This window comes from Aeromonas bestiarum (assembly GCF_000819745.1).
GTDB lineage: Bacteria > Pseudomonadota > Gammaproteobacteria > Enterobacterales > Aeromonadaceae > Aeromonas > Aeromonas bestiarum.
Genome location: NZ_CDDA01000012.1, coordinates 109,655 through 134,887, shown reverse-complemented (window position 1 = coordinate 134,887; position 25,233 = coordinate 109,655). Strand labels below are relative to the sequence as shown.

Annotated in this window: 24 protein-coding genes; 19 read left to right on the top strand and 5 right to left on the bottom strand. The window is 62.3% G+C overall.

From position 1 onward, the window contains the following. Positions 1 to 5 precede the first annotated feature (5 nt). From BN1118_RS06600 to BN1118_RS06585, 4 genes are all read right to left on the bottom strand, one after another. Positions 6 to 962 carry a sensor domain-containing diguanylate cyclase gene (locus BN1118_RS06600; protein WP_043555100.1) on the bottom strand — a complete coding sequence of 319 codons (957 nt, stop codon included), beginning with the start codon at positions 960 to 962 and terminating at the stop codon, positions 6 to 8. 215 nt (positions 963 to 1,177) lie between these two features. Further along, a complete protein-coding gene (locus tag BN1118_RS06595; RefSeq protein ID WP_043555099.1) occupies positions 1,178 to 1,828 on the bottom strand; it encodes a cold-shock protein in 651 nt (216 codons plus the stop codon). Between the two features lie 119 nt (positions 1,829 to 1,947). Next, a complete protein-coding gene (locus BN1118_RS06590) occupies positions 1,948 to 2,514 on the bottom strand; it encodes a cysteine hydrolase family protein (protein ID WP_043555229.1) in 567 nt (188 codons plus the stop codon). Between the two features lie 33 nt (positions 2,515 to 2,547). Next, positions 2,548 to 3,711 (bottom strand): FAD-dependent monooxygenase, encoded by a 1,164-nt coding sequence (locus tag BN1118_RS06585; protein WP_043555098.1) that lies wholly within the window; start codon positions 3,709 to 3,711, stop codon positions 2,548 to 2,550. Between the two features lie 267 nt (positions 3,712 to 3,978). Here BN1118_RS06585 and miaB point away from each other — a divergent pair, with 267 nt between their 5' ends. The 5 genes from miaB to lnt all read left to right on the top strand — a co-directional run bounded on the left by miaB (position 3,979) and on the right by lnt (position 9,741). Beyond that, the gene (gene miaB, locus BN1118_RS06580; RefSeq protein ID WP_043555097.1) at positions 3,979 to 5,412 is read left to right on the top strand and encodes a tRNA (N6-isopentenyl adenosine(37)-C2)-methylthiotransferase MiaB; all 1,434 of its coding nucleotides are present in this window, start codon (positions 3,979 to 3,981) and stop codon (positions 5,410 to 5,412) included. A gap of 56 nt (positions 5,413 to 5,468) precedes the next feature. Continuing rightward, positions 5,469 to 6,509, top strand: coding sequence for a PhoH family protein (locus BN1118_RS06575; protein ID WP_043555096.1), 1,041 nt, complete (start codon positions 5,469 to 5,471; stop codon positions 6,507 to 6,509). Further along, positions 6,506 to 6,970, top strand: a complete 465-nt coding sequence (gene ybeY / locus BN1118_RS06570) for an rRNA maturation RNase YbeY (RefSeq protein ID WP_043555095.1) — start codon at positions 6,506 to 6,508, stop codon at positions 6,968 to 6,970. Before BN1118_RS06575 ends, ybeY begins: the two co-directional genes overlap by 4 nt. Positions 6,971 to 7,073: 103 nt before the next feature. Then, the gene (gene corC / locus BN1118_RS06565) at positions 7,074 to 7,958 is read left to right on the top strand and encodes a CNNM family magnesium/cobalt transport protein CorC (RefSeq protein ID WP_042034712.1); all 885 of its coding nucleotides are present in this window, start codon (positions 7,074 to 7,076) and stop codon (positions 7,956 to 7,958) included. Positions 7,959 to 8,244: 286 nt separating this feature from the next. Continuing rightward, the gene (gene lnt, locus BN1118_RS06560; protein ID WP_052449162.1) at positions 8,245 to 9,741 is read left to right on the top strand and encodes an apolipoprotein N-acyltransferase; all 1,497 of its coding nucleotides are present in this window, start codon (positions 8,245 to 8,247) and stop codon (positions 9,739 to 9,741) included. Between the two features lie 75 nt (positions 9,742 to 9,816). On the opposite strand, the gene BN1118_RS06555 is transcribed toward lnt, so the two are convergent. Continuing rightward, positions 9,817 to 10,299 carry a zinc ribbon-containing protein gene (locus BN1118_RS06555; protein WP_043555094.1) on the bottom strand — a complete coding sequence of 161 codons (483 nt, stop codon included), beginning with the start codon at positions 10,297 to 10,299 and terminating at the stop codon, positions 9,817 to 9,819. 145 nt (positions 10,300 to 10,444) lie between these two features. Between BN1118_RS06555 and leuS the strand changes: the two genes are divergently transcribed. From leuS to lipA, 14 genes are all read left to right on the top strand, one after another. Next, positions 10,445 to 13,024 carry a leucine--tRNA ligase gene (gene leuS, locus BN1118_RS06550; protein ID WP_043555093.1) on the top strand — a complete coding sequence of 860 codons (2,580 nt, stop codon included), beginning with the start codon at positions 10,445 to 10,447 and terminating at the stop codon, positions 13,022 to 13,024. Positions 13,025 to 13,140: 116 nt separating this feature from the next. Beyond that, complete coding sequence (locus tag BN1118_RS06545; RefSeq protein ID WP_042867584.1) at positions 13,141 to 13,623, top strand: LPS-assembly lipoprotein LptE; 483 nt, start codon at positions 13,141 to 13,143, stop codon at positions 13,621 to 13,623. A gap of 13 nt (positions 13,624 to 13,636) precedes the next feature. Then, positions 13,637 to 14,671, top strand: a complete 1,035-nt coding sequence (gene holA, locus BN1118_RS06540) for a DNA polymerase III subunit delta (protein WP_043135738.1) — start codon at positions 13,637 to 13,639, stop codon at positions 14,669 to 14,671. A 76-nt stretch (positions 14,672 to 14,747) separates the two neighbouring features. Beyond that, a complete protein-coding gene (gene nadD, locus BN1118_RS06535) occupies positions 14,748 to 15,392 on the top strand; it encodes a nicotinate-nucleotide adenylyltransferase (protein WP_043555092.1) in 645 nt (214 codons plus the stop codon). Between the two features lie 172 nt (positions 15,393 to 15,564). Beyond that, complete coding sequence (rsfS, locus tag BN1118_RS06530) at positions 15,565 to 15,906, top strand: ribosome silencing factor (protein ID WP_043135742.1); 342 nt, start codon at positions 15,565 to 15,567, stop codon at positions 15,904 to 15,906. A 22-nt stretch (positions 15,907 to 15,928) separates the two neighbouring features. After that, positions 15,929 to 16,396 carry a 23S rRNA (pseudouridine(1915)-N(3))-methyltransferase RlmH gene (gene rlmH / locus BN1118_RS06525; protein ID WP_042034723.1) on the top strand — a complete coding sequence of 156 codons (468 nt, stop codon included), beginning with the start codon at positions 15,929 to 15,931 and terminating at the stop codon, positions 16,394 to 16,396. Positions 16,397 to 16,497: 101 nt separating this feature from the next. After that, positions 16,498 to 18,414, top strand: coding sequence for a penicillin-binding protein 2 (mrdA, locus tag BN1118_RS06520; RefSeq protein ID WP_043555091.1), 1,917 nt, complete (start codon positions 16,498 to 16,500; stop codon positions 18,412 to 18,414). Then, positions 18,407 to 19,510 (top strand): rod shape-determining protein RodA, encoded by a 1,104-nt coding sequence (gene rodA / locus BN1118_RS06515; protein ID WP_043135747.1) that lies wholly within the window; start codon positions 18,407 to 18,409, stop codon positions 19,508 to 19,510. Before mrdA ends, rodA begins: the two co-directional genes overlap by 8 nt. Continuing rightward, on the top strand, positions 19,510 to 20,508 hold the full coding sequence (gene mltB, locus BN1118_RS06510) for a lytic murein transglycosylase B (RefSeq protein WP_043555089.1): 999 nt from the start codon (positions 19,510 to 19,512) through the stop codon (positions 20,506 to 20,508). Before rodA ends, mltB begins: the two co-directional genes overlap by 1 nt. Beyond that, positions 20,450 to 21,433, top strand: coding sequence for a septal ring lytic transglycosylase RlpA family protein (locus BN1118_RS06505; protein ID WP_043555088.1), 984 nt, complete (start codon positions 20,450 to 20,452; stop codon positions 21,431 to 21,433). The genes mltB and BN1118_RS06505 overlap by 59 nt, the downstream gene beginning before the upstream one ends. Positions 21,434 to 21,628: 195 nt before the next feature. Next, positions 21,629 to 22,819 carry a D-alanyl-D-alanine carboxypeptidase family protein gene (locus BN1118_RS06500; protein ID WP_043555087.1) on the top strand — a complete coding sequence of 397 codons (1,191 nt, stop codon included), beginning with the start codon at positions 21,629 to 21,631 and terminating at the stop codon, positions 22,817 to 22,819. 279 nt (positions 22,820 to 23,098) lie between these two features. Continuing rightward, positions 23,099 to 23,362: a DUF493 family protein YbeD gene (ybeD, locus tag BN1118_RS06495; protein WP_042867550.1), complete on the top strand. Its 264-nt coding sequence runs from the start codon at positions 23,099 to 23,101 to the stop codon at positions 23,360 to 23,362. 93 nt (positions 23,363 to 23,455) lie between these two features. Further along, positions 23,456 to 24,145, top strand: a complete 690-nt coding sequence (gene lipB / locus BN1118_RS06490) for a lipoyl(octanoyl) transferase LipB (RefSeq protein WP_043555085.1) — start codon at positions 23,456 to 23,458, stop codon at positions 24,143 to 24,145. Between the two features lie 85 nt (positions 24,146 to 24,230). Further along, a complete protein-coding gene (gene lipA, locus BN1118_RS06485; protein WP_042867544.1) occupies positions 24,231 to 25,196 on the top strand; it encodes a lipoyl synthase in 966 nt (321 codons plus the stop codon). Positions 25,197 to 25,233: the final 37 nt, after the last annotated feature.

The following is a 25,233-nucleotide window of genomic DNA, read 5'->3' as shown; positions in this document are numbered from 1 at the left end:
GGTGCTCAAGGGGCGGGTAATGACGGACAGCCGACGCTGTGGCAGCGATTCTTGCCCCCCTTCTTGGCCATGTAGAGCGCCATGTCGGCCGCCGCTAGCAGTTCGTTCTCCGAGCCCGGCAGTTGCTCAGGGATCTGGGTGGCAATGCCGATGCTGGCGCTGAGCCGGGCATCACCCGCCTCCCGGATACTCAAGGCGTGGATCCCGAGGCGGATCGCCTCCCCCATCCGCAAGGCGGCCTCCTTGCCGGTATTGCCGAGGACCAGTGCAAATTCATCGCCCCCGAACCGGCTTGGCAGATCCGCTGGCCGCTGGCACAAGGTGTTGAGCAGGTGACCCACCTGCAGCAGGAAATCATCCCCGACCTGATGGCCGAAGCGATCGTTGCACGCCTTGAAGTTGTCCAGATCCAGCATGATGAAGGAGATGGGCGTGCGCTCCCGCATGCTGCGGCGCCACTCGTTATGCAGGAAGCTGTTGAACAGACGCCGGTTGGCCAGGCCGGTCAGGGGATCGTGCTGGGAGAGGTGGGTCACGTCCAGCTCCTGCAACTTGCGCTCCGTGATGTTGATGTGGGCTATGGTGTAAAACTCGACATCCACCCCCAGCACGGGCGAGACCCGCATCATGAACCAGCGCTGGATATCCGGGCTGTGGCAGGGATACTCCAGAGAGAAGTGCTCCTGCTCACCGCACAACACGCGGCGGATCCCTTCTGCCGCCATCAGAACCAGGGGATCGACCAGGCTGTCGAACACCCTCAGATAGTTGACCCCCAGCCAGTTGTACCCTGGCGGCATGCCGTTTTGTTCGGCAAACCGGTTCCAGGCGAGATTGGTATAGTGGATCACCCCGTCCCGATCAATCACGGCTATCTGGTCTTCCAGCGAGTTCAGCAGCGCAGACAGGTATTGCGCCCGATCGGAAAAGTGAAACAGAGAGCCCCGAAAATCATCCACCATGACCGTCATCCTGAAATGAAAACGCCAAGCAAAAATTAGAGACAGATGAATCATCACCAGAAGTAAAGCAGCCCTGACTCACTTCGCCAAATGCCGTCACCGACCACAGAGGAACAAGGGGATGGCCCCTTCTCCCCGACCGTGATGACCCTTCAGGATAAAAGAGCCCTTGATTATCAACCTGTTAGTCTCGGCAACGATTAAACAGTCCGACCTCAGTGACCACACCACTGACTTTCACAAGGAATGCCGTTGCCTCTCCCTCTGCCATCCATCTTGGTATTGGGGCAATTTTGCAAAAACCAGGTCGCCTCCTCGCAGGAGGTCATCTGGGAGCAGTACTGCCGACCGTCGCACTGACGGACGAAGGTGGGGCTGTATGAGCTGCCGGCCTCCTCCTGACTGAAAGAGGAGGCCGGCGGAGGTGAGACCGACTCGGCCGAGAAGCGGGAGTAGACAGAAAACAGGCCCGCCAGCACCAGCAGGGGGATCAACTTGCCGCGCCAGTTGCTCTTGCGGCGATAGGAGGGGCCAGGGCGGGGCCTGGACGAAATGGGTGGCTGTGCTCCCCTGGCCTCAGGTCGGCGGACCGCATCCTTGCCGGGCAAGGGGGGCGCTGAGGTATCAGCCAGCGACAGCGGCCGGTCGGGAAAAAACACCTGCACGGCCCTGGGCTTGTCGTCCTTGCCCCTGCCTATCTGGTAGGAGACCCGCTCCCCCGCCTCGGGCAGCCGGCCATCGGATTGCAGCGCCGAGATGTGCACGAACAGCTCGCGCCCTTGCTGCTCGCCCCCCTGCTGCTCCGGCGTGATAAAGCCGAAGCCTCGCGCCTCGTTCCAGCTCGCGATCCGTCCCTGATAACGCATGCCCTCATCCTTGTGGCCATCAATGCTGACTCCATGTTGCCCTAAAACGGCGCCGGCTCAACAGAGGACTGGCGACAAAATGTCAAAATAGTGAGCGAAAACAGCCTTGACCGGCGGGATCACGCCAGCTGGGCCACCTTGATGATCTCGGCGATGCGGCCGAGCATCCGCAGCGAGCCCTGGTGCTCGCTGGCGTCGGCGGCGGCGCAGGCATCCTCCAGTATGGTGATGGCGTAGTCCCGATCGTGGCCGTCCCGGGCCGCAGCCTGAATGGCCCAGCTGGTGCTGACCCCGCACAGATAGAGGTGACCGATGCGATTGGCCCGCAGCGCCGGCTCCAGCGCGGTGCCATAGAAGGGGCTGACCCTGGGCTTGGTCAGCACCAGATCGCCGGGTTGCACGCCGAGGTCGGGGTGAAAGTCGGTGCCACTGTCCGCCAGAGAGAGCGCACCAAACTGATTGGCCCGACCAAACATGGGGGACCCCTTGGGTTGCAGCAGATAACCGCCGTCAAAGCCGACCTTGATCAGGATCACCAGCCAGCCGTGGGCACGGGCATGGGCCAGCGCCTGATTGGCATGGGTGATGGCATCCTGCTCCAACACATGGGCCGCCGAGGCGGCGATGCGCCCATCCGGATGGGTTATGTCGTTGATAAAATCGATCGCCAGCAGTGCCTTGTTCATCATCTCTGCTCCCTCGTGTTGGCGCCCGGCGCCTTATACCAGCCCCAATGCGTAGCGCAGCGCCATCTCCTTGAGCGGGCCTGCCTTGTCCGCCAGATTGAGGGCCAGATTGCGAGCCAGCTTGAGCGGCCCTATCTCGTTGCTGAACACGCCGTAGAAGAGATCCATTCCCGACTGCATCAACAGGTTGTCGGGGCGACGGCGACGCTCGTAGCGCTCCGCCAGGGCCGGCTGATGCCAGTCGGCGCCCGCCTTTTCCAGCAACCCGGCCCAGCAGGCCACGTCCTTGAAGCCGAGGTTGACCCCCTGCCCCGCCAGCGGGTTGATGGTGTGGGCGGCATCGCCGAGCAACACAACCCGACCGGCGTGATAGTCGTTGGCGTGGCGCCGCACCAGCGGGAAACTCCCCTTGGCCGTGACGGTGAAGCCGCCGAGCCGGGCCGGAAAGTGGCGACGCACCTCCTCCCCCAGCTTCTCGTTGCTCATGGCCGACAGGGCACGAATACGGGCCGGGCTGTCATACCACACCAGTGAGCCGTGCTGGCCGGGCAGCGGCAGGAAGGCGCGCGGGCCACTCGAGGTAAATTGCTGCCAGGTGATGTCTTCCTGCGCAAACTCGGTGTCGATATTGATCAGCATGCAGTGCTGGCGATACTCGAAGCGGGACACGCCTATGCCCGCCAACCGGCGCATCTGGGATTCGGCGCCATCGCAGGCCAGCACCCAGCGGGCGCAAAGCTCGGTACCATCGTCCAGAGTCAGCACGGCCTCGTCGGCGCGCTGGCGCAGACTCGTCACCGCCGCCGGTGTGCGGGTCTGGATGGTGGGGAAATCCTCCATCCTCTTGAGCAGGGCCAGCTGCACCAGCCGGTTCTCTATGATGTAGCCGAGCTGCGGCAGGCCGAGATCGGCGGCGTTGAAGCGGGTGGCAAAGCCATCCAGCTCCCAGGTTTCCAGTCGGCGGTAGGGGCAGAGTCGCATCTGCTGCAGATGGTGCCAGGCACCGGCCTGCTCCAGCAGCGCCACCGAGGCCTGGCTGATGGCGGAAACCCGTAGATCCAGCGGCTGCTGTGGGGCGAATTGCTCGGGCAATTGGGTCTCTATGACCCGAATGGAGAGGCCCTGCGCCGCCAGCAGACAGGCGGTGGCGGCGCCGACCATGCCGGCGCCGACGATGGCGATATCACACTGTTCCATAACTTGATTCCTGAAAGGGGACGCCCCGGACAAGGGTAGGCGGGGCCAAACCGAATGGGGACATGATACCGCAAGGGACCGGCAGAAACAGTGAGACAAATTGCGAATTGCCGCGCCAAATCAAGGAGAAAGGCCGAACAAATAGCGACTGTTCAGGAGGGAGAGAGACCCATGACGGGCTGGATATTAGCTAGGCAGTATCCAGATTGCGGAGTAAAATGCCCGGTCCTTTGACCATGCCGATTTCAAAACAAGTCAAGAGAAGCAATGAGCAAGAAACTTCACATTAAAACCTGGGGTTGCCAGATGAACGAGTACGACTCGTCCAAGATGGCCGACCTGTTGGATGCCAGCAATGGCTATGAACTGACCGAGGAGCCCGAAGAGGCAGATGTCTTGCTGCTCAATACCTGCTCCATCCGCGAAAAAGCACAGGAGAAGGTGTTCCACCAGCTGGGACGCTGGAAAAAACTCAAGGCCAACAAGCCCGGTCTGGTGATCGGCGTGGGTGGCTGTGTCGCCTCTCAGGAGGGGGCCAACATTCGCACTCGCGCCCCCTATGTGGATATCGTCTTCGGTCCACAGACACTGCATCGCCTGCCCGCCATGATCAAGCAGGTACAGGAAGGGCGCGGTGCCCAGGTGGACATCGCCTTCCCCGAGATCGAAAAATTCGACAGCATGCCGGAACCCCGTGCCGAAGGCGCCACCGCCTTCGTCTCCATCATGGAAGGCTGCTCCAAATACTGCTCCTTCTGCGTGGTGCCCTACACCCGTGGCGAGGAGGTGAGCCGGCCGATGGACGACGTGCTCTACGAGATCGCCCAGCTCGCCGAACAGGGCGTGCGCGAGGTGAACCTGCTGGGCCAGAACGTCAACGCCTACCGGGGCCCGACCTTTGATGGCAGCATCTGCTCCTTTGCCGAGCTGCTGCGACTGGTGGCCGCCATTGATGGCATAGACCGCATTCGCTACACCACCAGCCATCCGATCGAGTTCACCGACGACATCATAGAGGTCTACAAGGACACGCCGGAAGTGGTCAGCTTCCTGCATCTGCCGGTGCAGAGCGGTTCGGATCGCATCCTGACCATGATGAAGCGCCCTCATACAGTGCTGGAGTACAAGTCCAAGATCCGTCGCCTGCGCGCCGCCCGTCCCGACATCACCATGAGTTCCGACTTCATCGTCGGCTTCCCGAACGAGACGGACGAGGATTTCGAGGCCACCATGAAGCTGATCGAAGAGATCAACTTCGACATGAGCTTCAGCTTCATCTATAGCCCGCGCCCCGGCACCCCGGCCGCCGACATGCCCGACGACGTCGACATGGAAGTGAAAAAGGCCCGGCTGGCCCGCCTGCAGCATGTCATCAACAACCAGTCGATGCAGATTGGCCGCGCCATGCTGGGCTCCACCCAGCGCATCCTGGTGGAAGGGCCCTCCCGGCTCGACCCCATGCAGCTGTGTGGCCGCACCGAGAACAACCGGGTGGTCAACTTCGAGGGGCAGCACACCCTGATCGGCGGCTTTGCCGACGTGGAGATCACGGAGGTGCGTCCCAACTCCCTGCGCGGTCGTTTTATCCGCGGCGAGGATGAGATGAATCTGCGCATCGCCACCGCGCCGCGCGAGATCCTGGCCCGCCGCCCGGATAACGTACCTGACGAGCTGGGCGTTGCCGCCTTCACTCCCCACTAATCTCTTCGTGCCCATCCGGCCTGGCCTGATGGGCACTGCGTCAAGACGAGGATATTTTGAGCCGACACATCTCGACCCTGAACCTGCATCTGGAGCCCGCCGACAATCGACGCCTCGCCAGCCTGTGCGGTCCCTTCGATGACAACATCAAGCAGCTGGAACGCCGCCTCGGCGTCGAGATCAGCTACCGTGACAACCACTTCCAGCTGGTTGGCAAACAGGCCCAGCTGGATGCCGCGGCCGTCATCCTCAAGCACCTCTATGTGGAAACCCAGCCCCTCAAGGGCGGCAAGGTGACCGACATAGTGCCCGACATGGTGCACCTGGCCATTCAGGAGTCGCGGGTGCTGGAGCAGGACGACGAACCAGCCGCCGGCATTCCTTATGGCAAGGAAGTAACAGTCAAGACCAAGCGTGGCCTCATCAAGCCGCGCAGCCCCAATCAGGCGCAGTACATCGCCAACATAGTCCAGCACGACATCAGCTTCGGCATAGGCCCGGCCGGTACCGGCAAGACCTATCTGGCGGTGGCCGCCGCCGTGGATGCGCTGGAGCGTCAGGAGATACGTCGCATCCTGCTGACCCGCCCGGCGGTGGAAGCGGGCGAGAAGCTGGGTTTTCTGCCCGGCGATCTCTCCCAGAAGGTCGATCCCTATCTGCGCCCGCTCTACGACGCCCTGTTCGAGATGCTGGGGTTCGAGCGGGTCGAGAAGCTGATGGAGCGCAACATCATCGAGGTGGCGCCGCTCGCCTATATGCGCGGTCGCACCCTCAATGACGCCTTCATCATCCTGGATGAGGCCCAGAACACCACCACTGAGCAGATGAAGATGTTCCTGACCCGCATCGGCTTCAACTCCAAGGCAGTGGTCACCGGCGACATCACTCAGGTGGACTTGCCGCGCAGCACCAAGTCCGGCCTGCGCCACGCGCTGGAAGTGCTGCAAGGGGTCGATGGCCTGTCGTTCAACTTCTTTGAATCCAAAGACGTGGTACGCCATCCTGTGGTGGCCCGCATAGTGCAAGCCTATGAGGCGTTCGACGCCAGACAGGCCGAGTCCATCCCTGCCAAAGCCAATAAAGAGAGTGCCCAATGAGTGTGACCCTGGATCTGCAACTGGCCTGCGCTCAGGCGGAAGATCTGCCGAGCGAAGCCAAGCTGCAAGGCTGGCTCGACGGCACCATACTCGGTTTCCAGACCGAGGCCGAGGTGACGGTGCGCATCGTCGACGAAGCGGAGAGCCGCGAGCTAAACCTCACCTATCGCGGCAAGGACAAGCCCACCAACGTGCTCTCCTTCCCGTTCGAGGCGCCACCCGGCATGGAACTGCCGCTGCTCGGCGATCTCGTCATCTGCCGCCAGGTGGTGGAACAGGAGGCCGTCGAGCAGAGCAAACCGCTGGAGGCCCACTGGGCCCACATGGTTGTGCACGGCAGTCTGCATCTGCTAGGTTATGACCATATCGAGGATGAGGAAGCCGAAGAGATGGAGCAGCTGGAGCGCGACATCATGCAGGAACTCGGTTTTGCCGATCCTTATCTGAACGACGAAGAGTAAAAGCGTAAAGGACGGGAGAGTCATCGTCTTGAAACAGCCGATGGCCATCCTTATATCACCAAGACAATTTCAAATGTGTTCAAGCGAGTAACCAAGAGAAAAAATGACCGACGATCACCCTAGTACCGGCTCGCCGAAGAAAACCTGGCTCGACAAACTCAGCCAACTCTTCCAGGGCGAGCCAAAAGACCGCAACGATTTGGTGGATGTGATAGCCGATGCCGAGGAGCGCGATCTTATCGATCAGGACACCAAGGACATGATTGAGGGCGTGCTCGAAATTGCCGAGCTGCGCGTTCGCGACATCATGATCCCCCGCTCCCAGATGGTCACCATAGAGAAGTCCCAGCCGGTGGACGACATCTTGCCGGTGATCATCGAATCCGGTCACTCCCGCTTTCCGGTGATCAACGAAGACAAGGATCATGTGGAGGGCATCTTGCTCGCCAAGGATCTGCTGCCGTTCGGTTTCGGCGGCCACCATGCCAGCGAGCCGCTGCAGCTCGAGAAAATCTTGCGCCCTACGGTGATCGTGCCCGAGAGCAAGCGAGTCGACCGTCTGCTCAAGGAGTTTCGTGAAGAGCGCTACCATATGGCCATCGTCGTGGACGAGTTTGGTGGCGTCTCGGGTCTGGTGACCATTGAAGACATACTGGAGCTCATCGTCGGCGAGATCGACGACGAGTTTGACGACATCGAAGATGAGCCGGACGAGATCCGCCGCATCAGCAAACGGGTCTTCTCGGTCAGCGCCCTCACCGAGATCGAGGATTTCAACGACTTCTTCGGCACCCAGTTCAGCGATGAAGAGGTGGATACCGTGGGCGGTCTGGTGATGCACGCCTTCAGCCACCTGCCGAAAAAAGGCGAGGAGATAGAGCTGGACGGCTACCTGTTCAAGGTGATGCACGCCGACCGGCGCCGCCTGCAGCAGCTGCAGGTGAAGATCCCCGACAACCATGTCGCGGCCCAGTCTGAAGCCCAGTAAATCCAACGCGGCCCCCGGCCAGCCGTGAAGCATCAGCGCCCCGCTCGTCGGGGCGCTTGCCATTTGGCCACGGGGCAAGGCAACCATATCCTCCAACCCCACACGTCATCCCCTGCCCGACAGACCGCCCTTTATTTCCCGATCCCAGCCCGGTTGCGCCCGCCACAGCCGGGAGGCTCGCCGTTGACCGCATTTACAGGTTAAGATACCGGCCAATCAACCTGTTGCAGTCCAATCCGAGCCTCTATTGCCCGTGAAATCGAAACTCCTGACAAGCCTCTGTGCCATGGCATCCGGCGCGCTCGCCGTGCTGGCCTTCTCCCCCTTCAACTACTGGCCGCTGGTGATCCCGTCCCTGCTCGGCCTCTATGCCCTGCTGGACAAGGCCAACCCCAGGCAGGCGGCCTGGCGCGGCTTTGGCTATGCCATGGGGCTGTTCCTGCCTGGGCTCTGGTGGATCCACGTCAGCATGACCATGTTTGGCGGCATACCGCTGCCGGTCGCCTTCGTGCTGCTGGCCGGCCTGTCGGCCTATCTGGCGCTCTACCCGACCCTGGCCTGCTGGGCCTTCGCCCGCTTCTTCAGCGGTCGCCACTGGAGCCGCTGGCTGCTCGCCTTCCCGGCGCTCTGGCTGGTGGCAGACTGGCTGCGCGGCTGGGTGATGACCGGCTTCCCCTGGCTCTGGTTTGGTTACAGCCAGATCGACGGGCCGCTCAAGGGCCTGGCCCCCATCCTCGGCGTGCAGGGCATCACGCTGGCGCTGCTGTTGTCGGCCTCCGCCCTCTGGCTGGTGTGGCAGAGCCGCAAGCCGGTCTGGCTGCTGCTGCCCGTCGCGCTGATCGGTGCCGCTCAGGGGCTGATGCAGCTCAACTGGGTGACCCGCGGCGAGCCGGTCAAGGTCGCTCTGGTGCAGGGCAACATAGAACAGTCCCTCAAGTGGGATCCCGAGGCGCTGGTGCCGACGGTGCGCACCTATCAGGATCTCAGCCGCGAGAACCAGGATGCCGACATCATCATCTGGCCGGAATCGGCGATCCCGGCCATCGAGAAGGAGATGGGCAACTACCTGGAGAGCCTGGACAAGGCGATGAAGGTGAACGACACCGGCCTGCTGGCGGGCATCATTCATTACGATTTCGAGCAGCAGCGCTTCTTCAATACAGTGCTGGGCATGGGGGTACAGGACGCGGACGGCAAGGAGTCGTATCACTACGAGCACAAGAACCGCTACTACAAGTACCACCTGCTGCCCATCGGCGAGTTCGTGCCGTTTGAAGATCTGCTGCGCCCCATAGCACCCTTCTTCAACCTGCCCATGTCCTCCTTCAGCCGCGGGAATGAGCAGCAACCGAACCTGATCGCCAAGGGGCTCAAGTTCGCCGCCGCCATCTGCTACGAGATCATCTTCCCGGACGAGGTGCGCCGCAACGTGCAGCCGGATACCGACTTCCTGCTGACCGTCTCCAACGATGCCTGGTTCGGCACCAGTATAGGTCCATGGCAGCATATGGAGATAGCCCGCATGCGCGCGCTGGAGCTGGCTCGCCCGCTGCTGCGCGACACCAACACCGGCATCACCATCGTCACCGAGATCGACGGCAGCATCATAGCCCAGCTCCCGCAGTTCGAGGCCGGGGTGCTGAGAGCCGAGGTGCGTCCCGCCCACGGTTCGACCCCCTACCTGCGCTTTGGCAGCTGGCCGCTGTACGGGCTGACCGCCCTGCTGCTCGGTCTGGCGTTGGCGCTGCGCCCCCGTGCCCACCCCTGGGCCCGCGAGCTCTGAACCGGCGCTCCGGTTCGTCGCTGAATGAAAGAGGCGCCCCCTGGGCGCCTCTTTTCATCTGGTTGTCTGACGGGATCAGGGCGAGAGCGGCTCGCGGTGATACTCGTGGCCGCCGCACTCGGGGCAGGTATCGAGCGGTTGCGGGTGCAGCACTGTATGGCGCCAGCCGCACTGCTCGCACACCATGACACCGAGGCCCACCCAGTCACCCGCCTCGTAGACGCCCTTGTGCTCCAGCTCATCCGCCAGCTCGCGCCACTCCACCTGGGCGCGGTCGGTCACGTCCGACAGCCAGGACCAGGCGGTGTCCTTGAGCGCCAGCATGAAGGCGGACTCCTCCACCTCGGCGCGCCCCTCGTCATAGTTGCCCAGATCCCGCTTCACGTACTCGGCGATCAGCGCCAGCTCATCCTGGGTCAGGTCGCCGGCCGCCTCCAGATAGGCCTGCACCTTGGCGATCATCCGGTTGAGGCGCTCCCCCTGGAACTCTTCAGTCTCTTGCCACTGCTTCTGCAGCTCTGCAATGAAGGCTTCGTACCCTTTTTGACGTTTGTCCATGATCGTTACTCCTCTACTGAACCCTGATCATGCCCGGCATAAGGCCTGACGGATGCTGGCGGTTGTTGCCGCCGCTGGATATGGGTATTCTATTGCGATTTCCCAGCTGATTTATCTATTCATTTCACAGATCCGGATGTCACCAATGCAAGAGCAATACGTTCCCCAATCCATAGAACCAGCAGTGCAAAAGCACTGGGATGCCAAGAAAACCTTCAAGGCGGTGGAGAAAGTAGACAAGGAAAAGTTCTACTGCCTCTCCATGTTCCCCTATCCGTCTGGTCGTCTACACATGGGGCACGTTCGCAACTACACCATAGGTGATGTGATCTCCCGTTATCAACGCCTCAATGGCAAGAACGTGCTGCAACCCATAGGTTGGGACGCATTCGGCCTGCCGGCGGAGAACGCCGCGGTCAAAAACAACACGGCACCGGCGCCCTGGACCTACGAAAACATCGAATACATGAAGAACCAGCTGAAGATGCTGGGTCTGGGCTATGACTGGGATCGCGAGCTGGCGACCTGCAAACCGGATTACTACCGCTGGGAGCAGTGGTTCTTCACCAAGCTGTACGAGAAGGGTCTGGTCTACAAGAAGACCTCCTCCGTCAACTGGTGCCCGAACGACATGACGGTGCTGGCCAACGAGCAGGTGATCGACAACTGCTGCTGGCGCTGTGATACCCCGGTGGAGCAGAAAGAGATCCCCCAGTGGTTCATCAAGATCACCGACTATGCCGAAGAGCTGTTGAACGACATCGACAATCTGGAAGGCTGGCCCGAGATGGTCAAGACCATGCAGCGCAACTGGATTGGCCGCTCCGAAGGGGTCAACATCCACTTCCAGGTCGCCGATCAGGATGGCGACCTCGAGGTCTACACCACCCGTCCCGATACCCTGATGGGCGTCACCTATGTCGGCATCGCCGCCGGTCACCCGCTGGCGCTGCAGGCTGCCGCCGGTAACCCCGAGCTTGCCGCCTTTATCGACGAGTGCAAGAACACCAAGGTAGCCGAAGCTGAACTGGCCACCATGGAGAAGAAGGGCATGGCCACCGGCCTCTATGCCATTCACCCGCTGGATGGCCGCAAGGTGCCGGTCTGGGTCGCCAACTTCGTGCTGATGAACTATGGCACAGGCGCCGTGATGGCCGTTCCGGCCCACGACCAGCGCGACCATGAGTTCGCCACCAAGTACGGTCTCGAGATCAAGCCTGTCATCAAGCAGGCTGACGGTGACGCGCCAAACGTGATCGAGGCCGCCTACACCGACAAGGGCGTGCTGTTCGCCTCCGGCGAGTTCGACGGTCTCGAGTTCCAGGCCGCCTTCGATGCCATCGCCAGCAAGCTGGAAGCGATCGGCAAGGGCAAGCGCACCGTCAACTTCCGTCTGCGCGACTGGGGTGTCTCCCGTCAGCGTTACTGGGGTGCCCCCATCCCCATGCTGACCCTGGCCGACGGCACTGTGGTGCCGACCCCGGAAGATCAACTGCCGGTACTGCTGCCGGAAGACGTGGTGATGGACGGCATCCAGAGCCCGATCAAGGCCGATGCCGAGTGGGCCAAGACCACCTATAACGGCCAGGAAGCGTTCCGCGAGACAGATACCTTCGACACCTTTATGGAGTCATCCTGGTACTACGCTCGCTACTGCTCCCCGGACTACGACAAGGGCATGCTGGATCCGGCTGCCGCCAACCACTGGCTGCCGGTGGATCAGTACATAGGCGGCATCGAGCACGCCTGTATGCACCTGCTCTACGCCCGCTTCTTCCACAAGCTGCTGCGTGATGCCGGGCTGGTGAACAGCGATGAGCCGTTCAAGCGCCTGCTCTGCCAGGGCATGGTGCTGGCCGACGCCTTCTACTACAAAGACGAGAAGGGCGGCAACGTCTGGGTCAGCCCGGTTGACGTCAAGGTCGAACGTGACGACAAGGGTCGCATCACCAAGGCCATCGACAATGAAGGCCGTGAAGTCATCCACTCCGGCATGACCAAGATGTCCAAGTCCAAGAACAACGGCATAGACCCCCAGCTGATGGTGGAGCGTTACGGCGCCGATACCGTCCGTCTGTTCATGATGTTCGCCTCGCCGGCCGAGATGACCCTGGAGTGGTCCGACTCCGGCGTGGAGGGGGCCCAGCGCTTCCTGCGTCGCCTGTGGCGCATCACCTTCGAGCACGTCTCCGGTGGCGCCGTTGCTGCACTGGATGTGACCGCCCTCAGCAGCGAGCAGAAAGCCGTTCGCCGCGAGCTGCACAAGACCATCGCCAAAGTGAGCGATGACGTGGGTCGCCGTCAGACCTTCAACACCGCCATCGCCGCCATCATGGAGCTGATGAACAACCTGACCAAGCTGGGTTCAAATGAGCAGGATCGCGCCCTGATGCAGGAAGCGCTGGAAGCGGTCGTGGTCATGCTCTCCCCCATCACCCCGCACATCGGCTTCGAGCTGTGGAAGATGCTGGGCAAGGGCGACGACGTGGATCACGCCGCCTGGCCGGTGGCCGACGAGGCTGCCATGGTCGAGACCGAGAAGCTGGTGGTGGTGCAGATCAACGGCAAGATGCGCGGCAAGCTGACAGTGCCGGCCGAGATAAGCCAGGCCGACGTCGAGAAACTGGCCATGGCCGATGCCTCTGTGCAGAAGTTCACCGACGGCCTGACCGTTCGCAAGGTGGTCTATGTGCCGGGCAAACTGCTCAACATCGTGGCCAACTGATGCCATATCGCGTGGCAACTCAAGCTGACTGCCTGGTTGCCAAGCGGTAACGACAAACGGATGATAACGGCGGGCCCTGCGCCCGCCGCTTTCCCCTAATGCAAAGAGGATTTCATATGGGCACCCCCCTCATTCGCTGGATGGCCATAGTGCTGATGGGCCTGCTGCTGCAGGCTTGCGGTTTTCAGATGCGAGGCACGGCCATCCCGCCCGAGTTGATGACCATGAAGGTGGTCGGTGACAACAAGAGCGACTTCTACCGGCTGGTCACCACCCGCCTCAAGGCGGCTGGCGTCAAACTCGCCGACAAGGAGGGCATACCTGTGCTGACCCTGTCCGGCGTCGGCAGCACCAGTCAGGTTGCCTCGGTTGACTCCATAGGCCAGGCCCGTGAGTACGTGCTGGGCTACAACACCCAGTTCACCGTCTCCATGCCGGGCAAACCGACCCAGGTCTTCCCCATCACCTTCAACCGCAGCTTCCTGAACAAGCCGGATGCGGCGCTGGCCTCCTCCCGCGAGCAGGAGCAGCTCGGCAAGGAGATGCAGGAGCAGGCCGCCAGCCTGGTGATCCGCCAACTGAGCCAGGTCAAGTTCTGATGCGAGTATCTTGATGAGAGTCTATCCCGAGCAGTTTGCGGATCATCTCAAGGCAGGGCTCAAGCCCTGCTATCTCGTTTTTGGTGACGAACCTCTGCTCAAGCTGGAAGCCATCGACGCCATCCGTCAGACCGCCCGCAAGCAGGGGTTCGATGAGCGCCATACTTTCGTGGTGGAGCAGGGACTGGACTGGAATCAGGTCTACGACGCCTGTCAGGCCATGAGCCTCTTCTCCGCCCGCCAGATCATAGAGCTGGAGCTGCCGGCCAAGGTCGACAAGGATCTGGCCGCCCGCATCACTGAAATTGGCAAGCAACTGCATCCGGATCTGCTGCTGGTACTGAGCGGCGCTCGCCTCAACCAGACCCAGATGAAGGCAGCCTGGTTCGACAAGCTCAGCCAGAACGGCACCTATGTGCCGGTCAATCACCCCGAGCCCCGCTTCTTTCCGCGCTGGATGAGCGCCCGCTTCCAGCGTTTCGGCCTCAAAGCGCTGCCGGATGCCATCAACTTCATGTGCCACTCCTACGAGGGCAACCTGCTGGCCGCCAGCCAGGAGATAGAGAAGCTGACCCTGCTGGCACCGCCCCAGCCTATCAGCGTCGCCTATCTGCAAGAGACCATCATACGCCACGCCCATTTCACGCCGTTCCAGCTCATTGATACCCTGCTGGAGGGCAAGGTGAACCGGGCCCAGCGCATCCTGCTGGCCCTGCGCGCCGAGGGCACAGAGCCCGGCATGCTGGCCTGGGCCCTGTGCCGCGAGCTGGAGCAGCTCACCGAGCTGGCCCTGGCCGCCAGAGCCGGCCAGCCGCTGGTGGAGCACTTCTCCCGCCTGCGCATCTGGCAGAGCCGCCAGCAGTTGATCCAGCAGGCCCTGACCCGGCTGCCCTTCACCAAGTTGCAGCAGCTGTGGCAGCTGATGGCCCGGCTTGACGACGCCCAGCGTCGCTTCGACACCGAGCAGGCCTGGCTGATGTTGCAGACCCTGGCCCTGGGTTTTCGCGATGGTACGCCGCTGCCCCTGCTGGAGCCCGCCGCATGCTGAAGGCCCCCATCGACCTGCTGGCCCGAGCCACCTTAGACCCCATCCACATGGGGTTCCTTCCTGCTGAGAACTGCTCATGCTGAAGCCACCTATCGGGCTGCTGGGCGGGACCTTCGACCCCATCCATATCGGCCACCTGCGCCCGGCCATAGAGGCGCGGGACGCCATAGGGCTGGCCGAAATCCGGCTGATCCCGAACCATATACCGCCCCATCGCACCAACCCCTTCTGTTCGAGCGAGCAGCGCCTCGCCATGGTCAAGCTGGCGGCGGCGGAGAACACGGGATTCGTGGTGGATGAGCGGGAACTGAAGCGGGACACCCCCTCCTGGACCATAGACACCCTCATCGAATTGCGGCAAGCGCTGCCGGGCACACCGCTCTGCTTTCTGATGGGGATGGATTCCCTGCTCGGCCTGCCGAGCTGGCACCGCTGGCAAGAGCTGCTCGACTATGCCCACCTGGTGGTGAGCGTGCGGCCGGGCTGGCAACCTGACTACCCGGGGGAGGTGGCCGAGCTGCTGGCTCGCCATCACACCACGGATGCCACCGCGCTGCACCGGCGCCTTGCCGGCCATATCTGGCTGGCGGACAACCAGCCCATCGAGCTGTCGGCCACCCGGCTCAGAGCCCTGCTGGCGGCCGGGGAGGATCCCCGTTACCTGCTGCCGCCGTCGGTGGCCGATTACATTCGCCAGCAAGGCCTCTACCAGCCAAGCTGACCACAACCGGCGCGACTATTGTCCCGGCCGGTTGCGCACTATATTGATCAACAGGGGCCTGGTTTGCCACACGGGCACGGCCCCCGTTCCACTCCCCTTCACCGGACTGGGAAACGGGAGTGACCATGATATAATCCGCCGCCCTCAGGCGTCGGAACACAGGAGAAGATCATTGCAAGGCCAAGAACTGCATGCCTTTATCGTCGACAAGATCGATGACATGAAAGGCCGCGACATCATCACCCTCGATGTGCGCGGTAAATCCAGCATCACAGACACCATGATCGTCTGTTCCGGCAACTCCAGTCGCCACGTCAGCGCCATCGCCCATCACCTGGCCAGCGAAGCTCGCCATGCCGGGCTCGATCTGCTGAGCGTGGAAGGCCAGCTCACGGGGGAATGGGTACTGGTGGACTTGGGGCAAGTCATAGTGCACGTGATGCAGGACGAATATCGCGACTTCTACCAACTGGAAAAACTCTGGGGCGCTACCGCTCAAGTGAATGCGCAATAACAGAGCACAAGTGTAACAAACGATGAAGATCCAGTTGATTGCAGTGGGCACCAAGATGCCTGCCTGGGTAGAGCGTGGCTTCGAAGAGTACCGTCGCCGTTTCCCCAAAGACATGCCGTTCGAGCTGGTCGAGATCGGCGCCGGCAAACGCGGTAAAAATGCCGATATTCCCCGCATCCTGCAAAAGGAGGGGGAAGCCATGCTGGCCGCCGCCGGCCGTTCACGCATAGTGACCCTGGATATTCCCGGCAAACCCTGGACCACGGAGCAGCTCGCCGTACAACTGGAAGCCTGGAAGCTGGATGGTCGTGACGTGGCGCTGCTGGTCGGGGGCCCGGAGGGGCTGTCGCCCGAGTGCAAGGCCGCCGCCGAGCAGAGCTGGTCGCTGTCGCCGCTGACCCTGCCCCACCCGCTGGTGCGGGTGCTGGTGGCCGAGAGCCTCTACCGCGCCTGGAGCATTACCACCAATCATCCGTATCACAGGGAATGAACCATGCACATCTGGCGCATCACTCCCTTATATCACCCGTATCACAGGGAATAACCCATGGGGTTTTTGTCTTCTCCCTTCGTCTGTCATAAGGTAGCGGCATGCTGAAGAATCGCATCGAAATGCGCGACCACAGCGCCGAGGGTCGCCTCTTCTTCCGACGCACCCTGGTCGCCTACATCGGCATGATAGTGCTGATGCTGGTACTGCTGGGCAATCTCTATTACCTGCAGGTCGAATCCTTCGAGACCTATCAGACCCGCTCCAACGACAACCGGATCCGGGTCGTGCCCGTGGCGCCGCCACGGGGCCTCATCTATGACGCCAACGGCGTGCTGCTGGCGGAGAACCGCCCCGTCTACAGTCTCGAAATCGTGCCGGAAGAGACCAAAGACTTGGACAAGACCGCCGACGAGCTGATCACCCTGCTGGCGCTGCCGGAAGGGACCAAGGAGAAGTTCCTGGCCGAGGTCAAACGCCAGCGCCGCTTCAAGCCGGTGGCCCTGTTCGAGAAGCTGACCGAGTATCAGGTCGCGCTCTTCTCGGTCAACCAGCACAACTATCCGGGCGCCAGCATAGAGGCCTACCTCAAGCGCTACTATCCGTTTGGTGACACCCTCACCCATGCGCTGGGCTACGTGGCCAAGATCAACACCCGCGACGTGGAGCGCCTCGACAAGGAGGACAAGCTCGCCAACTATGCCGCCACCAAGGATATCGGCAAGCAGGGGGTGGAGAAGTACTACGAGGATCAGCTGCACGGGGTGGCCGGTTATCAGGAGGTCGAGGTCAACAACCGCGGCCGCGTGGTACGCACCCTCAAGTTCCAGCCGCCGGAGCCCGGCAAGGACATCTACCTCAACATCGACATTCGCCTGCAACTGAAGGCCCAGCAACTGCTGGCCGGTCGCCGGGGCGCCATCGTCATGATGGATCCCAATACCGGCGCCATCCTGGCCATGGAGTCGAGCCCGAGCTATGACCCCAACCTGTTCGTGACCGGCATCTCCAACACCAACTATTCGGCGCTGCTCAACGATCCGGCCCGTCCGCTGGTGAACCGCACCACTCAGGGCATCTATGCCCCCGCCTCCACCGTCAAGCCCATGATGGCGGTGATGGGACTCAACGAGGGGGCCATCACCCCCAACTACCGCTACTTCGGCGGCCCCAGCTTCTCCATCCCGGGCACCACCAAGAAGTTTCGCGACTGGCGCCGCTGGGGCCACGGCTGGCTCGACGTCTACCGCGCCATCGAGGTGTCGGCGGATACCTATTTCTACGATCTCGCCTATCGAGTCGGCATCGACAAGATCCACAGCTACATGACCAAGTTCGGTTTCGGTCAGTACAGCGGGGTGGATCTGTACGAGGAGACCAAGGGGGTGATGCCCTCTCGCGACTGGAAGATGGCACGCTGGCGCCAGCCCTGGTATCAGGGTGACACCATCTCCATCGGCATAGGTCAGGGCTACTGGAGCGCCACCCCGATCCAGCTGGCCAAGGCGATCAGCATACTGACCCAGAACGGTCACGACGTGACGCCGCACCTGCTCAAGAGCACGGCCTCGCTGGATGGGGTGGTCAACGCCCCCGTCAACCCGAACATGGCGCTCAAGGCCAAGAACGATGCCTATTGGCAGGTGGCCAAGGACGGCATGTGGCGCGTCATCAACGGCAATGAAGGCACAGGGCGCCGCGCCTTTGCCAACACGCCCTACAAGGCCGCGGGCAAGTCAGGTACCGCCCAGGTAGTGGGTCTGAAAGAGAACCAGGTCTACAACGCGGCCACCACCAAGGTTGAGCACAGGGATAATGCCCTGTTCGTCTCCTTCGCCCCGTTCGAGGCACCCAAGGCCGTGGTGGCCCTGGTGCTGGAGAACGCCGGGGGCGGCAGCAGCATGGCCGCGCCCGTGGCACGCCAGATGCTGGATGCCTATCTGGTGCCACCAGAGCCCCAGTTGCCACCGGCTCCCAAGCAGCCGTCCCCATCACGCGAGGCCGTTTCCCATGAGTAATTCCGCGCAGCGACAGAGTATCTGGTACCGGCTGCATATCGACCTGCCGCTGTTTCTCGGCCTGCTGGCCCTGATGTCCCTCTCCATGGTGGTGCTCTACTCCGCCTCCGGTCAGAGCGTGGACTCCATAGTGCGCCAGCTGGTGCGCGGGGGGCTGGCTTTCGCCCTGATGATCGGCATGGCCCAGCTGCCCCCCTCCCTCTACGCGCGCTGGTCCGTGCCCCTGTTCGTGGTGGTGGTGCTGCTGCTCATCGCGGTGGACGTGTTCGGCCATATCGGCAAGGGGGCTCAACGTTGGTTAGACCTCGGCTTTATGAAGTTCCAGCCCTCCGAGGTGATGAAGCTCTCCATGCCCATCATGGTGGCCGCCTGGCTCAGCCGCCATTCGCTGCCCCCCAAGTTCAGCCATGTGGTGATCGCCCTGGTGATGGTGCTGCTGCCCACCCTGCTGATCGCGGCCCAGCCCGATCTCGGCACCTCCATCCTGGTGGCCGCCTCCGGCTTCTTCGTCATCTTCCTGGCGGGGATCAGCTGGTGGCTGATCGGGCTGGCGGTGCTGCTCATCTGCGCCTTCATGCCGGTGCTCTGGTTCTTCCTGATGCACGACTACCAGCGCCAGCGGGTACTGATGCTGCTCGACCCGGAGAAAGACCCGCTCGGTCGCGGCTATCACATCATCCAATCGAAGATTGCGATCGGCTCCGGCGGCGTCTTTGGCAAGGGCTGGCTGCAGGGCACCCAGTCCCAGCTCGAGTTCCTGCCCGAGCGCCACACCGACTTCATTTTCGCGGTGTTCAGCGAGGAGTTCGGCCTGGTGGGCGTCGCTCTGCTGCTGGTCATCTATCTCTACATCATCAGCCGCTGCCTGTTTATCTCCATGCAGGCCCAGAACAGCTTCGAGCGCCTGCTCGGTGGCGCCCTGACCCTCACCTTCTTCGTCTATGTGTTCGTCAACATGGGCATGGTGAGCGGCATACTGCCTGTGGTGGGGGTGCCCCTGCCGCTGGTGAGCTACGGCGGCACCTCCATGGTGACCCTGATGGCCGGCTTCGGCATCCTGATGTCCATCCAGACCCACAGAAGGCTGCTGGCCTGATGAGAGGGGCCTGGCTGGCGCTCTCCCTGTGCTCGCTGACGGCGAGTGCAGCCCCTGTGCCCGAGCGGCTGGCGTTGCTGGCCGAGCAGCAGCAGGTGCCGCTGGCTGAATTGCAGGCGGCCACGGCGCAGGCCCGGCTGCGCCAGGAGATACTCGACACCATCAGCAAGCCATGGGAAGCCAGGCCCTGGCACAGCTACCGGCCCCTGTTCGTGACCCAGGCCCGCATACAGGACGGGGTCAGCTTCTGGCAACGCCATGCCGATGCCCTGGCGCGAGCCGAGCAGCACTACCGGGTGCCCGCCTCCCTCATAGTCGCCATCATAGGCATAGAAACCTTCTACGGCCGCCAGATGGGCCGCCACTCTGTGCTCGACAGCCTCTACACCCTGGGATTTCACTACCCAGCGCGCGAGGAGTTCTTCGCCAAGGAATTTGCCCAGCTGGTGCTGCTGGCCAAAGAGGAGAAGTGGCCACTCACCCGCCTCAAGGGCTCCTACGCGGGCGCCATGGGCATGGGGCAGTTCATGCCCTCCAGTTACCGCCACTACGCGGTCGATTTTGACGGAGATGGCAAGCGGGATCTGTTTGCCAATCCGGTGGATGCCATCGGCAGCGTCGCCAACTATTTCGCCCTGCACCAGTGGCGCTGGGGCGAGTCGGCCGTCGAGCCCGCCTTGATCGGGCTGGCGCCAGTGAGTACCCTGCTTCGGCCCGAACCCGAGCTCAGGCAGCAGTGGGCAGAGCTGGCTGCCGCCGGGATTGAACTCGCCACCCCGCTGGCACCCGACACTCCAGTGAAACTGCTGGCATTGGAACAGGCCGATGGACCGGAATACTGGGTCGCGCGCCACAATTTTTATGTGATCACCCGCTATAACCGCAGCCCTCTCTATGCGATGGCGGTGCATCAACTCAGTCAAGCAATCCAGGAAGCGTATGCATTACAGCCACAAACTTCTCCCGCTCAGCCTGAGCTTGTTGCTGGCCGCCTGTAGCAGCCAGCCGGAACAGGCCCCCCTGCCGCAGGAACCCGTCCAGCAGGAAAAACCCCAGGTCATCGAGATCCCGCAAGCCACGGGCGCCATACCGCGTCCCGAGCCCCTGAGTGCCAGTGGCAACCGGGACTACTGGATAGGCAAGCAGAAGAACGAGGTGTGGCGCGACATCAAGCACTACACGGAAGAGGGCACCGCCAGCTGGCTGGCCCAGGATCTGGACGGTCAGCAGACCGCCAACGGCGACGTGCTGGACAGCAAGCTGTTCAGCGCCGCCCACCGCAACCTGCCGCTGCCAAGCTATGTGCGGGTCACCAACCTGACCAACGGGCTGGAGACCATAGTGCGGGTCAACGATCGCGGCCCGTCCGACAGCACTCGCCTCATCGATCTCTCCTACGCCGCCGCCAAACAGCTGGACATGGTGGAGAGCGGCGAGGCGCGCGTGCGGCTGGAGCTGATCAACGACAAGCCGGATCAGATGGTCGAGATGGTGCCCATGATGACGATGCAGCCCATGCAAGCGGCGCAGAGCCCGGCCGCTCCGCAGGCTGCGGCGCAGGAGGGTTTTCTGGGTGAACCGACCGAGCTCGCCATGGCCACGCCGGCAGCCGCTGAACCGGCCCCCGTCAAGGCTCCCGCGGCCAAACCCGCCAAACCGGCAGCGGCCAAGGCGGCCGCCCCCGCCCCCGCCCCCGCCGGCAGCGGCGACGGTAAGATGATCCAGGTGCTAGCCAGTGGCTCCCAGCCCAGGGCCGAGGCCATGGGCAAGGTGATGACCCAGCGCTACGGCGTGCCGTATCAGGTGGTGGCCCACGGCGCCATCTTCCGGGTCCTGCTGGGACCGGTCGCCGCCGATCAGCAGGCAAGCCTGCTGGAACAGATCCGTCAGGGGGGGCTGGAGCAAGCCTTTATCGTCCCCTGACACCAGGTGGCTCACCTCGGGTGAGCCACCGCCGGGTGCCCGTCGTCACGTCGTTTCCCGGCGTGACGACGGCTCCCGATGGATAAAAAACCAGACCAGATGGCACGTCGGACTATGACCGACGGTCGCTTCTGGTATAGTGAAGCCCGCATTTTTAACTTGGGTTACCCCCATCCAGGCTCCAGGAATTTCAAGATGTCCAAATTTGCCCGTTCAGTTATTCTGGCCTCCCTGTTAAGCGCCACCGCCCAGGCCAACCAGCCTGTACCGACCCCGAACGCAACCCCCATGGTCGTTCCCGCCGCGCCGGAGATCTCCGCCAAGGCCCATATTCTGATCGATTACTACTCGGGTCAGGTGCTGGCCGAGCAGAACGCCGAAGAGCGTCTGCCGCCCGCCAGTCTGACCAAAATGATGACCTCCTACATCATCGGCCAGGAGCTGCTGAAGGGGAACATCAAGCGCACCGACATGGTGACCATCAGCCAGAACGCCTGGTCCAAGAACTACACCGACTCCTCCAAGATGTTCATCGAGGTGGGCAAGCAGGTCTCGGTCGATGATCTCAACAAGGGCATCATCATCCAGTCCGGCAACGATGCCTGCGTCGCCATGGCCGAATTCCTGGCCGGCAGCACAGACTCCTTCGCCAGCCTGATGAACTCCTGGTCCGCCAAGCTCGGCATGAAGGACAGCCACTTCATGAACCCGCACGGTCTGGATGCGGAAGGCCACTACAGTACCGCCCACGACATGGCCCGTCTGGGTCAGGCCCTGATCCGCGATCTGCCTGAGGAGTACAAGATCTACTCCCAGAAATCCTTCGTGTTCAACGGCATCACCCAGCACAACCGCAACCGCCTGCTGTGGGATCAATCCCTGCAAGTGGATGGCATCAAGACTGGCCACGTCAGCCAGGTCGGCTACAACCTGGTCTCCTCCGCCACCAACAACGAAGGCATGCGCCTGATCGCCGTGGTGCTGGGCGCCAGCAGCGAGGGTTCCCGCGCCGCCGAGAGCAAAAAGCTGCTCACCTACGGTTTCCGTTTCTTCCAGAGCCTGACCCCGTACAAGGCCGGCACCGAGCTGGTCACCCAGAAGATCTGGATGGGCGACAAGTCTGAAGTGAAACTGGGCGTCGACAAGGATGTGTCCGTGCTGGTCACCCGTGGTCAGGGCAACAACCTGAAAGCGGACTTCCAGCTCGAGAGCGAACTGAAAGCCCCGCTGGCCAAGGGCCAACGGGTCGGTACCGTGTTCCTGAAGCAGGGCGACAAGGAGATCAAGCAGGTTCCGCTGGTCGCGCTGGAAGAAGTGCAGGAAGGCGGACTGATGAGCCGTCTGTGGGATTACCTGGTGATGCTGGTCTCCAGCTGGTTCAAGTAAGACAGACGCACAATCCTGACCAAACAGCGGCGCCAACAGGCGCCGCTGCTGTCTTTACCCGGTCATACCAGCGAATAACCCTGCAATCTGCAGGTTCCGCCGACTGGCGATTTGTGGTAAAAAGCAGCATCTCCATGTCTTGTCGCGCGGCCCGGGCCTTGATCTCTGCCCGGGCAATGCCCATATAGACTTGTACATGACGGCCTGATGAGCCATTGGCCACCAGCCACGCAAGATTAAAGAGGAAGTCATCCCGTGATGACGCCAAAAGGTGAGTAAATGAATACCAAGTTTGATGAACTGCTGGAGTTCCCCTGCAAGTTCCCGTTCAAGGTGCTCGGCATTGCCGACCCGGCCCTGCCGGATCAGGTAGTTGAAGTGCTGCAGCAACACGCCCCCGGTACTTACAGCCCGACCGTTCAGCCCAGCTCCAAGGGCAACTACCACTCGGTCCGCGTAACCGTGACAGCCCAGAGCAAAGAGCACATCGAAGCGATGTACCACGCCCTTGGCAAGATCGAGCTGGTGAAATACGTACTGTAATTTCTCTCTCGCCCCGCCAGGGGCGATTGATTTTGCGTCACCCCCGAGCGCTGACCCATGGTGCCGACTCAAGCGCCAGCCTGTGAGGAAAAGATGTCACCCCAGATCCCCGCCCAGCCACAGCTGCTCGTCAGACACCTGGGTCGCCGCCCCTACCAGCCGGTATGGGACGCCATGAAGGCCTTCACCGACAGCCGCACCAGCGACACCCCGGACGAGTTCTGGGTGGTGGAGCACGACCCCGTCTACACCCAGGGCCAGGCCGGCAAGGCCGAGCACCTGCTCGCGCCGGGCGACATCCCCGTGGTGCAGAGCGATCGCGGCGGTCAGGTGACCTATCACGGCCCCGGCCAGCTGGTGCTCTACGTGCTGGTGGATGTGCGCCGCAGCAAGCTGACGGTGCGCGAGCTGGTGACCTGCCTGGAAACCGCCATCATCAAGACCCTGGCAAAGAGCGGGATTGAGGCTTATGCCAAGCCCGACGCCCCCGGCGTCTATGTGAAAAGCGAGCTTGGCGCCTCGCTGCAGACAGAAGCCAAGCTGGCCTCGCTGGGCCTGCGCATCCGCAAGGGCTGCTCCTTCCACGGGCTGGCACTCAATATCAACATGGACATGACCCCCTTCCTGCGCATCAATCCGTGCGGTTATGCGGGCATGGCCATGACCCAGACCAGCGCCCTGGGCGGCCCGCAGAGCGTGGCCGAGGCGCAGACCATTCTGGTGGCCGAACTGGCCAGCCTGATTGGCTATGAGACGATCACCCATACCGAAGAGGCGGCATGAGCAAACCCATGCTGCGTGGCCATGAGGGCACAGAGATGACCCCGACGGCTATCTACCAAACAATAACAAACACCGAGAGTGAATCATGAGCAAACCCGTTCGTATGGAGCCGGGCGTCAAGCTGCGCGATGGCGACAAGATGGCCCTGATCCCGGTGAAATTCATGCCGGATCCCGACGAGGAAGTGCTGCGCAAGCCGGACTGGATGCGGATCAAGCTGCCGCCGTCGAGCCAGAAGATCGAGCACATCAAGAGCACGCTGCGCAAGAACAAGCTGCACTCAGTGTGTGAAGAGGCCTCCTGCCCCAACCTGGCCGAGTGCTTCAACCATGGCACGGCCACCTTCATGATCATGGGCGCCATATGCACCCGTCGTTGCCCCTTCTGCGACGTGGCCCACGGCCGCCCGCTGGCGCTGGATCCCGACGAGCCGCACAAGCTGGCACTCACCATCAAGGAGATGGGGCTGAAATACGTGGTCATCACCTCGGTGGACCGCGACGATCTGCGCGACGGCGGTGCCCAGCACTTCGCCGACTGCATCAAGCAGATCCGCGAGCACAGCCCGCAGACCCGCATCGAGATCCTGACCCCGGACTTCCGCGGCCGGATGGAGCAGGCGCTGGAGGTGTTCCGCGAGACGCCGCCTGACGTGTTCAACCACAACCTGGAAACAGCCCCGCGCATGTACCGGGTCGCCCGCCCCGGCGCCGACTACAAGTGGTCCCTCGAGCTGCTGCGCCGCATCAAGGAGATGCACCCCCATGTACCGACCAAGTCCGGTGTCATGATGGGCCTTGGCGAGACCAACGAAGAAATCGTGCAGGTGCTCACCGATCTGCGCGAGCACGGCGTCAACATGCTGACCCTGGGCCAGTATCTGCAGCCGAGCCGCCACCACCTGCCGGTGAAGCGCTACGTGCCGCCCGCAGAGTTTGACGAGCTCAAAGACGTCGCCATGGGGCTGGGCTTCTCCCACGCCGCCTGCGGCCCCTTCGTCCGCTCCTCCTATCATGCGGACCTGCAAGCCAAGGGCGAAGAGGTGAAATAACCTCATCCACCCCTGATCAAAAAAGAGCGCCCAAGGG